This is a genomic window from Streptomyces sp. NPDC002867, from assembly GCF_053591895.1.
Map to the genome: position 1 here is coordinate 26,063 of NZ_JBSFUR010000052.1, position 15,182 is coordinate 41,244.

Sequence of the window (15,182 nt, forward strand, 5' to 3'; positions counted from 1 at the left end):
TCACCCCCGCCGACCGCCGGCCGCCCGTGCCGCCGCCGCGGTCGGGGCGCCCGCCGCCTCGGCGGCGGCCTCACGCCTGCGCCACCGGGGTCCTTCCGGGCCCCACCGCCGGCCCGCGTGAGCGAGCCGGGTCCGGCTCGGGCAGGGCGCGGACCGCGTCGACGACCTCGTCGACACCGATCCTCAGCAGCCGTTCGTCCGGGAGCCGCCCGTGGGCGTCCCCCGGGCGGGGCGAGTCGTACCCGCCGGGGTGCCACAGCACGCGGTGCCGTGCGGCGGCGGGCGGCCCCCACAGCCGCGGCGCCACCGGGCCGAACAGGACCACGGACGGCGTGCCCAGCGCCGTCGCGAGGTGGGCGAGCCCGGTGTCCCCCACCACCACGCAGCGCGCCTGCCCGACCAGCGCGGCGAGCCGCTCGAAGGGGACGTCGTCCCCGCCTCCCAGCACCGCCCCGGGCGGCAGGCCCGCCGCGCACGCCACCTGGTGTGCGAGCGGCCCCTCGCCCGCACCGGCGGTCACCACGACGTCGTGGCCCGAGCGGTGCAGCTCTCCCGCCACGGCCGCGAACCGCTCGGGCGGCCAGCGGCGGGCGCCCGCGTCGGCGCCGGGGTGGACCACGACGGCGCCGGGGGCCGGGGAGGGGACGGGCGCGGGCGGGATCCACACCTCGCCGGGGTCCGCGGCGATGCCGTACCAGGCGAGCAGCCGGCACCAGCGGTCCCGCTCGTGCTCGTCCTCCCGCCACACCGGTCCCTCGATCCCGGGCGTGCCGGGGTGCGCGTAGGCCAACAGGCGTCGGGGGCCGAGCCGCTGGAGGAGCAGGTGGCTGGGCGGGCCGTTGCCGTGCAGGTCCACGGCGACATCGGGTTCCGGTCCGCTCCAGGCCAGCTCGGCAGGAACGTCCCGCCCGGTCGCCGTGGTGGGCAGCAGCCGGTCCACCAAGCCGGTGGCAGCGGCCGCCGCCGACAGCCTGCGGGGTCCGGCGAGCACGAGGTCGTGACCGGGCAGGTGCCGGCGCAGCGCACGCAGCGCGGGCACCGCCGTCAGCAGGTCGCCCAGGCCGAGGGCGCGCAGCACCAGCACGCGCGGGCGCGCTGCCGCCGCCCGGTCACCGTCGTCCCAGGGAGCCGCATTGCGGGGCGTACTCACGTCACGTACACCTCTCTCGCGTGAGGGCGGCCCGGACCCGCACTGCCCGGGCCATCAGGCCGGGGACGGGCCGGACCGTATGGCGGCCTGCGCCGCGCGGCGGGCCAGCAGGGTCGTCGAGCGGCCGTCGAGGTAGGGCAGGACGACCGCCTGGCCGCCCCACGTCCGAAGGACCTCCGCCTCGGGCAGGGCCTCCACCGCGTAGTCGCCGCCCTTCACCCACACGTCCGGACGCAGTCTGCCCAGCAGCGCCTCCGGGGTGTCCTCGTCGAACACCGCGACCGCGTCCACGCTGCCGAGCGCCGCCAGGACGCGCACGCGGTCCGCCAGGTGGTTGAGCGGCCGGCCCGGACCCTTGCGGCGGGCGAGGGACGCGTCGGAGTTGACGCACACGATCAGGCAGTCGCCGATCCGCCGCGCGCTCTCCAGCAGTCCCACATGGCCCGCGTGCAGCAGGTCGAAGCAGCCGCCGGTGGCGACGACCGTGCCGCCGCGGGCGCGGACCTCGCGGGCCAGGGCGAACGGGTCGGTCTCGCGGGTCCGCGGGGGTGCGGCCGGAGCCGCCGTACGCCACAGGGCCGGGTTCCCGGCGCCGCCCGCCGCGACGAACGCGGCCGCTTCGGCCACGGCCCGCTGCACCGCCTCCTCGGGGAGGGCGCCGTCGGCCAGTGCCGCGGCGGTCGTGGCGGCGAAGCAGTCGCCGGCGCCGCACGGGTCGCCCTCGGCCCGGTAGGGGACGGGCACCAGCATCGGCGTCCCGCCGCCCGGCAGTGTCAGCATCACGCCCCGCTCGCCGAGCGTCACGGCGACGGCGGCGGCCCGCCAGCGGTCCGCCAGCTCCGAGCCCCGACGGGCGTGCGCGCGCAGCGAGTCACCCGTGTCGGCGTCGCACAGGGCGCGGGTCTCCGCCGCGTTGGGCGTGACGATCCGGGCCCCGGGCACGGGCGCGTCCCCCTGGGGATGCGGGTCCCACACCAGCGGTACGCGACGGGCCGCGGCGGCGAGCTCGTCGCGTACGACTCGCGCCGTGTGCCGCCCGTAATCGGCGACGAGGACGGCACGGGCCCGCTCCAGCGCGTCGCGGACGGCACCGTCCGGCGCGCCGGGGGTGCCGCCGCCGCGGTCGATCCGTACGAGGGGCCGGCCGCCCGCCAGAACGCGGGTCTTCACGGGCAGCGAGCCTTCGAGCGGCAGTTCCACGAGCCGTACGCGGTCCCGCAGAGCGGCCCGTACGACCTCACTGGCCGGATCGTCGCCGAGCGCGGTCACCAGGGTCACGTCTCGGCCGGCACGGGCTGCCAGCGCGGCGGCCAGACCGGCTCCGCCGGGCCGTCGCCGGTCGCCGGTGACGTCGACGACCGGGGCCGGCGCATCGGGCGACAGGCGGGTGGCGACGCCGTCGACGTCCTCGTCCAGCAGCACGTCGCCGACGACCACGAGCGGCCCGGGCCCGGTCACGGTGTCCTCCGGTGGACGGCCACGGGCCGTATCACGACCGTCCCGGCGACGGGCGACGCCGCGTCGAAGCATTCGCAGAGCAGGTGCACGGCGACCAGGTGGGCCTCCTGCACGGTCGCCGTGGACGGTGCGTCGATGCACAGCGCGTCGTCGGCCGCCTCGGCCAGCGGGTTGGGGCCCGGCCCGGTCATCGCCCAGACGCGCAGTCCGGCCGCCCGGCCGGTCTCGGCGGCGGAGATCAGGTTGGCACTGCGCCCCGACGTCGACAGCAGGACGAGGACGTCGCCGCGGCGGCCGTGCGCGGACACCTGCCGGGAGTACACCTGGTCGAACCCGTAGTCGTTGCCGATGGCGGTGACGCTGGACGTCTCCGCGTGCAGGGAGATGGCCGAGAAGGCGGGACGTTCCTGCCGGTACCGTCCCACGAGCTCCGCGGTCAGGTGCTGGGCCTGGGCGGCGCTGCCGCCGTTGCCCGCGGCCAGCAGGCGGCCGCCGGCGGGGAGGACCGCGGCGAGGTGTGCGGCCCAGTCCGCGATCCGGCCGATGCCGTGCCGGCGGAACCGGCCGAGCGCGTCCTGCAGCGACTGGCAGTGCTGGTGCGCGTCCTGGAGTGCAAGGTGTTCGCTCATCGTCGTCGGGGGCGGCGCGTCGTACGGGACGACGGCCTGACCCGCACCTCCTTCGGGCGTCGGTGCTGCGCGAGTCTTCGCATGGCGTGCGTCTCAGGTCGCTCCTGTCCGCCTCTCAGGTCGCTCGCGTGACGGCGTAGCGGGCGGCGAGCACCGTTGCGTACACCGTCTCGGTGGCTGCCGCGATCCTGGGCCAGCCGTAGCGGCTGAGCACACGGCGGCGGCCTGCCGCCCCGCACGCCTCCCGCAGGGCGGTGTCCGCGAGGAGTTCGGCCGTGGCGTGGGCGAGGGCGTCGGGCGAGCCGGGCGGTACGAGACGGCCGGTGGCCGGGTCGGCGACGGTGTCGAGGTGGCCGCCCACCGCGCTGGCGACGACCGGCTTGCCGCAGGCCATCGCCTCCAGGGGCACGATGCCGAACGGTTCGTAGTCCGCGGGGCAGAGCACCACGTCGGCGCTCCGCAGCAGCGGTGCGACCTCCTCCGGGGGGACTCCGCCCGTGAACGTGACCTGGTCGGCGACTCCCTCCGACTGCGCGATGTGGCGCAGCCGGCGGACCTCCGGGTCGTCGTCGAGCCGGTCCGCCGGAGGGCCGCCGACCACGACGAGTTCGGCCCCGGGCAGCCGGCTGAGGGCGGCGATGGAGACCGCCGCGCCCTTGCGCGGCACGAGGCGGCCGAGATGCAGCAGCCGGTGGCGGTACGGGCCCCGGTCGGCGACCGGCCCGTGCGGCGTGAACTGATCGGTGTCGACGCCGCACGGAACGACGCTGATCCGGTGGGCCGGGATGCCCATCCTGCCGAGTTCGACGACCTCGTCGCGGCAGGTGGCCACCACCCGGTCGCACGCCAGGCCCACTTCCTTCTCGCAGGCGATGCGCGCCGGCGGGCTGGTGTCGAACTGCCTCTGGTGACGCAGCTTCACCGTGCCGAGCGCGTGGTACGTCTGCAGCAGCGGGATCCGGAGATCCGCGACCGCCTCCAGGCAGGCGAGGCCGGACATCCAGAAGTGCGAGTGCACGAGGTCGGGCGGGCGCGCCTGCCACTCGCGGACGAGGTGGCGGCTGAACGCCAGCATGTGCGGCAGGAGTTCGTCCTTGGGGATCTTCTCCTGAGGTCCCGCGTGCACATGGTGCACCTCGACGCCGTCGCGCAGCCGGACGCGCTGCGGGAGGTCGGGGGCGTCCCGGCGGGTGTAGACGGTGACGCTGTGGCCCCGGTCGGCGAGTGCGCAGGCGAGGCGCGCGACATGCACGTTCTGTCCGCCCGCGTCGACGCCACCCAGGGTGGCGAGCGGGCTCGCGTGTTCGGAGACGAGCGCGATGGACAGTGTGCCGACGGGGAGAGGGCCGAGGGATGTCATGAGCGCACCTCCGTGATCAGACGCTCCCAGTCGGTCAGGAAGCGTTTGAGCCCGTACCGTTCGAGGGCTGCCTGGCGGGCGCGCGCGCCGTCCTCGGCCGCGGCTTCCGGTTCGGCCAGGTAGCGGCGGGCGGCCCGCGCCAGGACCTCGGGCCGGGTGGACAGCGTGCCCGCGCCGGGCGGGATCGCCTCCACCGCTTCGGTGGTGGCGAGGGCCACGACGGGCATGCCCAGGTGCATGGCCTCCAGCAGGGACAGTCCCAGGGAGGTCCAGCGCACCGGGTGCAGATACAGCCGGCGCTCCGCGAGGGCGGTGTGCAGCTCCTGCTGCGGCAGATCGGCCGTGCGGCACCGGTCGGCGGGGAGGCCGAGGTGTGCGGCGAGGCCCTCGGTACGCATGCCGAAGACGTCGAGGGGGGCCGCGTCCGCCAGGGCCGGCAGCAGGTCCGTACCGGTGTACCGGCCGCGCCGGACCGGCTCGTTGACGACGACGGCCGCGCGGGCCAGGTTCCCGGTGTACTGGTGCCCCGGGTCGACGATGCCGTGTTCGACGACGTGGGTGCGGGTGGAGCCGTTGTCCCAGAACAGCCGGTTGAAGTGGGTGACGTGGACGAGCGTCAGGTCGTCGCGGTCGGCGAAGGGGTGCCGTGTGTCGGGGACGTTCCCGTCGGGCGCGTTGTGCTCGAGGTAGACGGCGGGCACATCGCGGCCGGGGCGGCGTCCGCCGAGCCAGCGTTCGGCGAGGTCCCTCTCGTGCGGGCGCTGGAGGAGGACGAGGTCGACCTGTGTCCCGCCCAGCTCCTCCGGCGTCACCTCCCGGACCGAGTCGGGCCAGGAGAAGGTGCGGGCGCGGCCGAGACCGTCCGGGTCGCGGCGTGGTGTGACGGGAACGAGGTACGTGTGGGGGCCCTGGACGAAGGCGGTCGTCCAGGATCCGTGAACGTGCCACAGCAGGATGTTCATACGCTCGCTCCTCGTTCGGTTCCGGATGCCCGGCCCGGGACGGCCGCTCGGGCCGGAGCGGCTCCGGTGTCCGGGCCGCCGCCGAGCGCGGTGACGGCGTCGAGCACCGCGCTGTCGGTGACGGCGTCGAGGCAGGGGTGGCCGGGGACCGGGCAGCGGCGGGCTCTGCTGCCCGCGCACGGCGCGTGCTGGTCGCCGAGCAGCACGTGCGGAACGCCGTAGGGACGCCAGCGCTCGGCCGGGACCACCGGCGCGAACAGGCAGGCGACCGCGGTCCCCACGGCGGCGGCGAGGTGCGCGGGCCCGGTGTTGCCGACCACGGCGACGCTCGCCCGCGCGAGGACGCCCGCGAGGTGAGGGAGGTCGGTGGCACCGCCGAGGTCGAGGGCGTGGTCGCCGGCGACGCGGGCGGTGAGGACCTTCTCCCCGGTGCCGCCGGTGACGACGACGCGGTGTCCCGCGGCGGTGAGCGCGGCCACGGCACGGGCCGCCCGCCCGGCACTCCACGACCGGGCCGGTACCGCCGCCCCGGGGTGCAGCACGACGTACGGCTCCGGTCCCGTGAGGTGGGTGGTGTCCGGCGGGTCGCAGACGCGCAGCGCCCCGGAGTCCGAAGGGGGCAGGGGGAACCCGGCGTCCCGGGCCAGGTCGAGGGCGGCCTCGGCCTCGTGACGGCGGGACAGCCGGTGGTGGCGCAGGTCCAGCAGGGAGCCGGGGTAGTCCTCGCTGTCGGCCGCGGTCCAGCGGACACCGCCGAGCTTCAGCAGGAGGGCGACGGGCAGCGGGCTCTGGTGGTAGGAGACGAGTACGAGGGCGCGGTCGTAGCGGCCGGCGGACAGGGCCGTCAGCAGGGCGCGTGTCTCCTCGTGCGAGACGGGCGCCGGTTCCAGCCCGACCCAGGGCGCGTCGTACACGAGGACCTCGTCCACGCCGGGCAGGAGCCGCGCGGCCTGCTCGCCGTGCGGCCCGCACAGCAGGGCGGTGTGCGAGGAGCCCGCCGCCACCGCGCGCACGGCGGGTCCGGCGAGGAGGACGTCGCCGGCGCTGTCCAGGCGGACGACGAGGGTCCGGGGGGCCGTCATCGGCGGCCACCCCGTGAACGGGCCAGCACCAGGCGGACGGCGTCGATCAGGTCGGTGGCCGTCTCCCCGGCGGCGGTGATCTCCTCGGGCCGCGTCGCCGGGGTCGGCACCAGCACACCGCGCGCGCCTGCCGCGCGGGCGGCCGCGATGTCCGAGCCGATGTCCCCGATGACGACGGTGCGTTCGGGGGTCGCTCCGAGCCGTTCGCAGGCGGCGAGCACGAGGCCCGGCGCCGGTTTGCGGCAGCCGCAGCCGTCGTCCGGTCCGTGGGGGCAGACGGCCCAGACGGCGAAGGGGCCGAAGAGGGCGTCGACGCGCTGCCGTACCGACTCGACCTGGCGCCGCGTCAGCACGCCCCGGGCGACGCCCGACTGGTTGCTGACGACGCCGACCGGGATTCCCAGCGAGCGCAGGGCGGCGACGGCTTCCGTAGCGGCCGGCATGGGTGTCACCCGCGCGGGATCGCCGTTGTAGGGGACGTCGGCGATGAGCGTGCCGTCCCGGTCGAAGAGGACGGCCTGCGGAAGGGGGCCGTGAGCACCCGTACCCCGCCGTGACGCGGGGGTGTGCGGGCGTGCGCCCCTTGGTCCGTAGAAGAGCCAGGGACCGGTCGCGGGCCGCCGGGGGCGCACCGTGGAGGGCGAGGTCATGGCAGCACCCGCTGCCGGAACGCCTCGCGCGGAGCGCGCGGCGGCCTCGTCGTGGCCACCGGGTCGAACGGCGGTGTGGCGCGGTGCCTCACCTGGCCGCGCAGCCAGTGCCAGGTGGCGGCGGGGGGAATGAGGACGCTGGTCAGCGCCATGGTGAGGATCTCGTGGCGGGTCCGCGGGCCCGGCGCGACGCGTGCCGCGGCCAGTTCGGCGGTGCCGGCCAGCCAGGCGGCGGCGCAGCCAGCGGCCGCCGCGGGCCGCCGCAGTGCCGCGCACGACAGGGCGGCCACGGCGGCGGCCGTGACGGCGAGGTGGCGGGGCAGGCGTCCGCGCGGGGCGTCCGCGCGGCTCCACCAGTCGGGACCGTGCAGCCGGTTCATCAGCACGTCGTCCGCGTTGCCCGCCTGGAGGCGTACGGACACCCACCGGTCGGCCGGGCGGACGGGGTGCGTGGTGCCGCGGGTGCCGGTGTTCAGCGTCCAGCCCGCGGCGAGGACCCGCAGGGCCAGATCCGCGTCCTCGCGGAAGGCGCGGCGGAACCGTTCGTCGAACCCGCCGACGGCGTCCAGGGCTTCCCTGCGGTACGCCATGTCGGCGGTGATCCACCGGGCGGTGGCCAGACCCGCGGTGTTGCGCTCCCAGTCCGTGGGCCGGCGGTCCGCGGGGAGCGGCACGGTGATGCGGGCCGCGACCCCCGCGGTCCGGTACGTCGTGGCCGCGAGGTCGCGCGTGAGGTCCTCGCCCCAGGTGGGCCCGGGCACCACGTCGTCGTCGAGGAAGACGATCCAGGGCACGGGACCGGCCGCCTGGCGCCCCGTGTTGCGGGCAGCGGCGGGCCCGCGCGCGCGGCCGGGGACGACGGTGGTCACGGGCTGCAGGGCGGCGGGTATCTCGACCAGGAGAGGCGTGGCGCCGGCGGCCGGCCGGTCGTCGACGAGGACCACCCGTGCCGGTTTCGGTCCTGAGGCGTCCGCCAGCGCGCGCAGGCAGACGTTCAGGCTGGGGCGTCCGATGGTCGGGACGACCACGGCGTAGGCGGTCTCGGACGACCGCGGTCCGGAGGCGGTCATCGCATGGCCCCCTCGTCGGTGCTCTGGAAGAGACCGGCGCGCCGGATCGCGTACGGCCCGATGGCCAGCAGGTCGACCGGTGCGGAGCCGAAGCACTCCAGGGCGTCGCGCGGGTCGTCCACCATGGGCCTGCCGGCCGTGTTCAGGCTGGTGTTGACCACCACGGGAAGGCCTGTGAGCCGCTCGAACTCGCCGAGCATGCGGGCGACCAGCGGCTCGCTCGCGGGATCGACGGTCTGGATACGGGCGGTGCCGTCGACGTGCACGACGGCCGGGATCCGTTCCCTCCAGGCGTCCGCCACGTCGTGGACGAACAGCATGTAGGGGCTGGGCAGCGGGCCGTCGAAGATGTCGGCTGCGCGGTCGGCGAGCACCATGGGCGCGACCGGCCGGAACTGCTCCCTGCCCTTGACGTCGTTGAGCCGTTCCAGGTTCCCCGCGTGCCCGGGGTGGGCCAGCAGCGAGCGGTGGCCCAGAGCCCTGGGGCCGTACTCCGAACGCCCTTGGAACCAGGCCACGATCGCGTTGTCGGCGAGTGCCCGGGCGACGGTCGCGGCGATGTCCGCGGGCCGCTCGAAAGCAACGGCCGCCGTCTTGAGCCAGGCGCCCAGTTCCGCGTCCGACCAGTCCCTGCCGAGGTCCGCACCGGTCATGGGCTGCGGATCGTCGCCCTGTCCGGCCGCGAGGAGCAGGGCGCCCCCGAGCGCGGTGCCCGCGTCGCCGGCGGCGGGCTGCACCCATACGCGGGAGAAGGGGCCCTCGCGGGCGATCCGGGAGTTCGCCACGCAGTTGAGCGCGACGCCGCCGGCGAGGGTGAGGACGCTGTCGTGCGTGCGTCCGTGCAGCCAGCGCACGAGGTCGAGGAGGGTCTCCTCCAGGACGGCCTGCGCGCCGGCCGCGACGTCGGCGTGGTCCTGGGTCCAGGGCTCGTCCGGGCCTCGCGGCGCGCACAGTTGGGACCAGGGGACGGCCGTGGCGTGAAAGCCTCCGTCACCGGTGGGGTACACGTACCGGCGCAGTTCGGGCAGCATGCGGGGGGTGCCGTGCGAGGCGAGTGCCATCACCTTGAACTCGTCGGAGGAGCGCAGGAATCCGAGGTGTTCGGTGAGTTCCTCGTAGACCAGGCCCAGGGAGTGCGGCAGCTCCTGTGCGTGCAGGGCCTCGATGCGGTCGCCCACGCGGTGCGCCGCCAGGTGCGAGGCCCGCTCGCCGCGGCCGTCGAGGACCAGCACCGAGGACGTCTCGGCACCGGGCGCGGCGAAGGCGCTCGACGCGGCGTGCGCCATGTGGTGCGGGACGAATCGCACTGCCTGCGGATCGAGTCCGGGCAGCGCCTCCGCGAGGAACCCCGGTGCCTGGCGGGCGTAGGTCAGCCTGAGGTGGTCCCAGGGGTCGTCCAGGCCCATGGCGTCCGCGGGCCGGGCGAGGGCGGGGTCGAAGGAGTACGCCACGGCGTCGAGGTCCTGGGGGCGCAGTCCGGCCCTCTTGAGGCACCAGGCGGCGGCCTTCTCCGGGAGTTCCCAGGCCGAGAACGGCACCGGTCGCTTGCCGTGCTTACGCCGGGAGAAACGTTCCTCCTCCGCGGCGGCCACGCATCGGCCGTCGATGACGAGGGCGGCGGCGGGGTCGTGGAAGAGAGCGTTGATTCCAAGAATGCGCATGGAGTGCCAGGCCTTTCGGCGGATCGGGGCGGAGCCGGCCGCGCGGTGGGGAGGCGGCCGGAGGGCTCGGCCGGATCAACTGTCCGTGTGGGCGCGGAACCAGGCGATGGTGCGCCGCAGACCCTCCTCGGCGGCGACGCGCGGCTCCCACTGGAGCTTGTCGCGGGCGAGGGTGATGTCCGGGCAGCGCACGGCGGGATCGTCCGTCGGTCGTTCGATGAAGCGGATCTCCGAGGTCGAGTCCGCCAGCTCGATGACCAGACGGGCCAGTTCGAGCATGGTGATCTCGGCGGGGTTGCCGATGTTGACGGGGCCGCGCATCCCGTGGGCGGCCGCCGCCAGGATGCCGCGCACGGTGTCGTCGATGTAGCACAGCGAGCGGGTCTGGAGCCCGTCGCCGGTCACGGTCAGGGGCTGACCCGTGAGCGCCTGCCGGACGAAGGTCGGCACCGCGCGCCCATCGTAGCCGCGCATGCGGGGGCCGTAGGTGTTGAAGAGCCGCACGATCGCGGTGTCGACGCCGTGGGCGTCGTACTCGGCGGTGGTGAGCGCCTCGCCGAAGCGTTTGGCCTCGTCGTACACGCTGCGCGGGCCGACGGGGTTGACGTTGCCCCAGTACCGCTCGTTCTGCGGGTGCTGCTGGGGGTCGCCGTAGACCTCGGAGGTGGAGGCGAGGACGAACCGTGCGCCGCTGCCGCGGGCGAGAGCGAGGGCGTTGCGGGTACCGAGGCTGCCGGCCTCCAGCGTGTGCAGGGGCAGACGCAAGTAGTCCGCTGGGGACGCCGGCGACGCGAAGTGCAGTACGAGGTCGGGCGGCCGGTCGACGGTGAGCGGCTCCGAGACGTTGGCCTCCACCAGTGTGAATCCGGGGCGGTCGCGGAGCTCGGATATGTTCTCGGGCCGTCCGGTGCTGAAGTCGTCCACGCACGTGACGGCAGTGCCTGCCTCCAGCAGCGCCGTGCACAGGTGCGAACCGACGAACCCCGCGCCGCCGGTGACGACGGCGTGCTCCCAGGGGGGCGAGAAAGCGTTGGTCATGTCCGTCTCCTCTGGCATGGGCGGCGATCGCCTGGGCCGTCGTCGGCGCCGACCGGCGCGGGGCCCCGACCGGCGGGGGGCCGGTCACGAGACCTGCGATCACCCTGCCGGGCGACGCCGCGGACGGCACGGCGGCGAGGCATTCGGATGAATGACGGTGCGTGAAGGAATGCGGGACGAAGAGTTGGTTTACGCAGGTCCGTCCCTGTGTTGTGGCCGGTCACAGGCTTGGTCACGGCCTGCCGATCGTGCGCTACTGCCGTCGGCTGTCCACGAAAGGTGGCCCCGGTCCGCCCGCCTGGCAGAACGCCGGCTGTGGCGGGCCAAACGGGCCCGACCCGCGTGGGGCCACTCAACCGTCGGCGTCGGGCCCGCGATCCCTCGCCCGGAGCCCGCAACGAGCGCACCCCCGGCGCACAGCGCCCCTCAAGAGCGGCCTCGCCGCAACGAGGCGGAACCCGCGCGGGGCGACTCAGCCGTGTCGGCCACGCTCCCGCGCTTGGGCCCGCCCGCCCAGCAGGCGGCGACCGCACCTCCCGCGCCCGGAGCCCGCAACGAGCACACCCCCGGCGCACAGCACCCCTCAAGAGCGGCCTCGCCGCAACGAGGCGGAACCCGCGCGGGGTGACTTCAGCCGTCGGCGTCGGGCCCGCGATCCGGCGGCGGGGACGCGCCAGGCCACCGGGCACGGTGGTCCTGGGGGTGGTCGCAGCGGCCCGGGTGCGGCCAGGGCGTGAAGCGACCGTCCCCGCGTTCCACCAGGAGCCTCCCGTCGTGGGCCAGCACTCCTCGGGGGCGGAGCCCGGTCAGGCTCGCGGTCGTGTACGCGGCGCTCAGGCTGCCGAGGTCGTGGACGATGCCGATCTTGAACAGCGAACGGGTCTCCGCGATCGCCTCGTGGTCGCCCGCGCGCATCACGACCCGCAGCTCGGGCGCGACCGCCAACGCCGCCACGCTCACCGCGATGTTGTCCAGGTCGTCCGACGCCACCGCCGCCATCGCCTGCGCCTTGTGCAGGCCGAGCCTGCGCAGGACGAACCTGTCCTTCGCGTCGGCGACGACGACGGGCAGGCCCATCGCCCTGGCCAGACGCAGGTTGGGAGCCTCCGGGTCCCGCTCGACCGCGATCACACCGATGCCGAGGGCCTGCAGCCGGGTGCACAGCCGCAGCCCCACCTGCCCGAGGCCCACGACGACGACGTGGCCCGCGCGCGGCAGCGCCCGCGGCCCCACGATGCCGACGGAGCGCGGGGCGAGCAGGCGGTCGATCATGCCCGCGGTGAAGACGGCGGTGAACACCATGGTGACGAGCATCGCGACGATCGCGAACACCGGGTACGCGACGTCCTCGCCGTGCACCGACACGGGCCCGACGGTGGACACCGTGCGCGTCGCCTCGAAGAGCGCCTCGACGGGCGGGCGGTGGTGCAGGGCCACCAACCAGGCCCAGTCCGACAGCAGGACGGCGAGCAGGCCGGCGAGGCCGGTCAGCATGATGCGTGAACTGCCGTCGTGGGGCCGCAGTTGGCCCCGGATCTTGCCCAGCCGCGCCCGGTACCTCAGCGACCGCGGCGGCCGGTACGGCTCGAGCCGTACGCCCTCCCCCGCCCAGTGCGCACCGGCATGGCCGGAGGGCGTGCGGTTGAGGGCGAGGAGCTCGGGCTGGAGGCAGGCTGCCAGCAGAACCGGCGACGCGACATCGGCCGGTGAGGTCACCTCGCAGTTGGGGACCACGCGCACGAGTTGCTCGGCGACGGTCCGGTCGAAGACGGTGACCACCAGCATGACGCGGGGACGGATGTGTTCGACGGCGAGTGCGTAGCGCAGGGACTCGACGTCGTCGTCGAGCAGGATCGCCACACCCGCCACTTCCTCCTTCAGGGCTCGACGGAGATCCTCGTCCGTGGGCTGGGTGAGATGGTGCACGTCGTGTCCGGCCGCTTGCAGGGAGCCGCACACCTTGCGCGCCACGTCGCTGCCGATCACGACGAAACGCCGACCCGGTTCACCGCTCTCGGGAAGCGGGGATCCGGCCGTGTGGAGTGTGCGCCGCTCCGTGAAGTCACCGGTGCGGAAGGGTTCGGAGGCGGTGGTTGCAGTCATCGATCCCGTCGAGGTCGCAGGGACAGCCGCACGGACCAGCCGATCGCGTTGCGGCAGTACGCCGAGGGGCGGCCCCGGTACAGGGCGGGGAGCGACCTCCGATAGAGGCGCCGCAAGGCGAAGGACGAGCGCGGGGGTCGCCCTGACGCGTCGTTCGGTGTCTCCCGAAGGTAGGAGGGGCCCGCAGGCGGCACCACAGACAAATGTCACACGCTCATCCGCCCAGGTCAGACAGATGCACAAAGCGGGGACCGTTTCGCTTCCCGTAACGGGAAATCCCTCCCGTGCCCTGGCCGTCCGGCCAAACCTGTGCCTACGATCCGGACCGCCGAACCGGCAGTTCCGGCTGTGAGCGCAGAAGCGCCGTGACAGCCCGCCGCAGAGCCTCGGGAGCCTGCGGCCCCTCCGTGTGGTGTGCGTGTGCCGTCCTCTCCCCGTGCCGGCCCGCCGATCCGCCTGCTTCACGCACCTCCTTCAGTCCTGCGAAAGTCGAGGAACCCCATGAGCGCGCAACCGACGACCACGACCGCCACCGCGGCAGGCGGCGATCCCGGGGACGGACGGCACCATGCGTCCCCTGACGGTCTGAAGGCCGGTCTCAAGAACCGCCACCTGTCCATGATCGCCATCGGCGGCGTGATCGGAGCGGGCCTGTTCGCCGGCTCGGGCCAGGGCATCGCCGCCGCCGGACCGGCCATCCTCGTGTCGTACGCCCTCGTGGGCCTGATGGTCGTCCTCGTGATGCGGATGCTGGGCGAGATGGCCGCGGCCGACCCCAGCTCCGGATCCTTCTCCGCCTACGCGGACCGGGCACTCGGCCGCTGGGCGGGCTTCTCGATCGGGTGGCTGTACTGGTTCTTCTGGGTCGTGGTCCTCGCCGTCGAGGCCACCATCGCCGCCGAGATCCTCGAAGGCTGGGTGCCCGCCGTCCCGCAATGGGGCTGGGCGCTGATCGTCATGGTCGTCCTGACGGCCACCAACCTCGTCTCCGTCGGCTCCTACGGCGAGTTCGAGTTCTGGTTTCGCGGGCATCAAGGTCGTCGCGATCGGGGCGTTCGTGGTCGTCGGCGGTCTCGCCGTGTTCGGACTGCTGCCCGGTTCGGACAACCCCGGTGCCGGTCTGGCCCACCTCACCGACGCCGGGGGCTTCTTCCCCAACGGCTACGGCGCCATCCTCACCGGCATCCTGATGGTCGTCTTCTCGTTCATGGGCAGCGAGATCGTGACTCTGGCCGCGGGCGAGTCCGCCGACCCCCAGCGCGCTGTCTCCAAGGCCACCAACAGCGTGATCTGGCGTGTCGCCGTCTTCTACCTGGGCTCGATCTTCGTCGTGGTCACACTGCTGCCGTGGAACGACAAGTCGATCGTGGAGGACGGCTCGTACGTCGCGGCCCTCGACTCCATCGGCATCCCGCACGCCGGCAAGATCATGAACGTGATCATCCTGACCGCCGTGCTGTCCTGTCTCAACTCCGGCCTCTACACCGCCTCCCGCATGGCCTTCTCCCTCGGACAGCGCGGTGACGCCCCCGGGTCCTTCGCCCGCACCAACGCGCGCGGCGTGCCGATGGCCGCCATCCTCTCCTCGGTCGCCTTCGGCTTCCTCGCCGTGTTCTTCAACTACAAGTGGCCGGACACCGTCTTCGAGTTCCTGCTCAACGCCTCCGGTGCCGTCGCCCTGTTCGTCTGGCTGGTCATCTGCTTCACCCAGCTGCGGATGCGCGGCATCATCCTGCGCGAGGTCCCGGACAGGCTCGTCGTCCGGATGTGGCTCTTCCCCTATCTGACCTGGGCCACCATCGCCATGATCTCGTTCGTGCTCGTCTACATGCTGTTCGACGACTCCGGTCGCCGGCAGGTCGTGCTGTCCCTCCTGGCCGCCGCGTTCGTCGTGGGCATCGGCGTGGTCCGGGACAGGACCCGGCTGCCACGCCCTGCAGTTGGCGACGACGGACCGTTCTCCGACCGAAGGTGATGCCCTCATGTTCAGCAACGCCGCCGCACGTGCCAGGGACGTGC

Annotated in this window: 11 protein-coding genes and 1 pseudogene; 1 reads left to right on the forward strand and 11 read right to left on the reverse strand. The window is 74.4% G+C overall.

Annotation, left to right across the window (positions count from 1 at the left end):
* Positions 1-70: 70 nt before the first annotated feature.
* From ACWD0A_RS30310 to ACWD0A_RS30360, 11 genes are all read right to left on the reverse strand, one after another.
* Positions 71-1,150 carry a glycosyltransferase family 9 protein gene (locus ACWD0A_RS30310; protein ID WP_451303258.1) on the reverse strand — a complete coding sequence of 360 codons (1,080 nt, stop codon included), beginning with the start codon at positions 1,148-1,150 and terminating at the stop codon, positions 71-73.
* A gap of 54 nt (positions 1,151-1,204) precedes the next feature.
* Positions 1,205-2,608, reverse strand: a complete 1,404-nt coding sequence (gene rfaE2 / locus ACWD0A_RS30315; protein ID WP_451303260.1) for a D-glycero-beta-D-manno-heptose 1-phosphate adenylyltransferase — start codon at positions 2,606-2,608, stop codon at positions 1,205-1,207.
* Complete coding sequence (locus ACWD0A_RS30320) at positions 2,605-3,237, reverse strand: D-sedoheptulose-7-phosphate isomerase (protein WP_451303262.1); 633 nt, start codon at positions 3,235-3,237, stop codon at positions 2,605-2,607. The genes rfaE2 and ACWD0A_RS30320 overlap by 4 nt, the downstream gene beginning before the upstream one ends.
* A gap of 115 nt (positions 3,238-3,352) precedes the next feature.
* Positions 3,353-4,597, reverse strand: coding sequence for a glycosyltransferase (locus tag ACWD0A_RS30325; protein WP_451303264.1), 1,245 nt, complete (start codon positions 4,595-4,597; stop codon positions 3,353-3,355).
* Positions 4,594-5,559, reverse strand: a complete 966-nt coding sequence (locus ACWD0A_RS30330) for a glycosyltransferase (RefSeq protein WP_451303266.1) — start codon at positions 5,557-5,559, stop codon at positions 4,594-4,596. The genes ACWD0A_RS30325 and ACWD0A_RS30330 overlap by 4 nt, the downstream gene beginning before the upstream one ends.
* A complete protein-coding gene (locus tag ACWD0A_RS30335; RefSeq protein ID WP_451303268.1) occupies positions 5,556-6,641 on the reverse strand; it encodes a glycosyltransferase family 9 protein in 1,086 nt (361 codons plus the stop codon). The genes ACWD0A_RS30330 and ACWD0A_RS30335 overlap by 4 nt, the downstream gene beginning before the upstream one ends.
* Positions 6,638-7,291, reverse strand: coding sequence for a D-glycero-alpha-D-manno-heptose-1,7-bisphosphate 7-phosphatase (locus tag ACWD0A_RS30340; RefSeq protein WP_451303270.1), 654 nt, complete (start codon positions 7,289-7,291; stop codon positions 6,638-6,640). The genes ACWD0A_RS30335 and ACWD0A_RS30340 overlap by 4 nt, the downstream gene beginning before the upstream one ends.
* The gene (locus tag ACWD0A_RS30345) at positions 7,288-8,361 is read right to left on the reverse strand and encodes a glycosyltransferase family 2 protein (RefSeq protein ID WP_451303272.1); all 1,074 of its coding nucleotides are present in this window, start codon (positions 8,359-8,361) and stop codon (positions 7,288-7,290) included. Before ACWD0A_RS30345 ends, ACWD0A_RS30340 begins: the two co-directional genes overlap by 4 nt.
* On the reverse strand, positions 8,358-10,022 hold the full coding sequence (locus tag ACWD0A_RS30350; RefSeq protein ID WP_451303274.1) for a carbamoyltransferase family protein: 1,665 nt from the start codon (positions 10,020-10,022) through the stop codon (positions 8,358-8,360). The genes ACWD0A_RS30345 and ACWD0A_RS30350 overlap by 4 nt, the downstream gene beginning before the upstream one ends.
* 75 nt (positions 10,023-10,097) lie before the next feature.
* Positions 10,098-11,060 (reverse strand): UDP-glucuronic acid decarboxylase family protein, encoded by a 963-nt coding sequence (locus tag ACWD0A_RS30355; protein ID WP_451303276.1) that lies wholly within the window; start codon positions 11,058-11,060, stop codon positions 10,098-10,100.
* Between the two features lie 630 nt (positions 11,061-11,690).
* Positions 11,691-13,163: an NAD-binding protein gene (locus tag ACWD0A_RS30360; RefSeq protein WP_451303278.1), complete on the reverse strand. Its 1,473-nt coding sequence runs from the start codon at positions 13,161-13,163 to the stop codon at positions 11,691-11,693.
* Positions 13,164-13,664: 501 nt separating this feature from the next.
* Here ACWD0A_RS30360 and ACWD0A_RS30365 point away from each other — a divergent pair.
* Positions 13,665-15,138 (forward strand): annotated as a pseudogene (locus tag ACWD0A_RS30365) (amino acid permease).
* The last annotated feature ends 44 nt before the right edge of the window (positions 15,139-15,182 follow it).

Excerpts from the sequence above, each read along its gene's own strand:
- ACWD0A_RS30345 (WP_451303272.1), bottom strand. The coding sequence starts at position 8,361 with ATGACCGCCTCCGGACCGCGGTCGTCCGAGACCGCCTACGCCGTGGTC.
- ACWD0A_RS30330 (WP_451303266.1), bottom strand. The coding sequence starts at position 5,559 with ATGAACATCCTGCTGTGGCACGTTCACGGATCCTGGACGACCGCCTTC.
- ACWD0A_RS30335 (WP_451303268.1), bottom strand. The coding sequence starts at position 6,641 with ATGACGGCCCCCCGGACCCTCGTCGTCCGCCTGGACAGCGCCGGCGAC.
- ACWD0A_RS30350 (WP_451303274.1), bottom strand. The coding sequence starts at position 10,022 with ATGCGCATTCTTGGAATCAACGCTCTCTTCCACGACCCCGCCGCCGCC.
- ACWD0A_RS30360 (WP_451303278.1), bottom strand. The coding sequence starts at position 13,163 with ATGACTGCAACCACCGCCTCCGAACCCTTCCGCACCGGTGACTTCACG.
- ACWD0A_RS30340 (WP_451303270.1), bottom strand. The coding sequence starts at position 7,291 with ATGACCTCGCCCTCCACGGTGCGCCCCCGGCGGCCCGCGACCGGTCCC.
- ACWD0A_RS30320 (WP_451303262.1), bottom strand. The coding sequence starts at position 3,237 with ATGAGCGAACACCTTGCACTCCAGGACGCGCACCAGCACTGCCAGTCG.
- ACWD0A_RS30355 (WP_451303276.1), bottom strand. The coding sequence starts at position 11,060 with ATGACCAACGCTTTCTCGCCCCCCTGGGAGCACGCCGTCGTCACCGGC.
- ACWD0A_RS30325 (WP_451303264.1), bottom strand. The coding sequence starts at position 4,597 with ATGACATCCCTCGGCCCTCTCCCCGTCGGCACACTGTCCATCGCGCTC.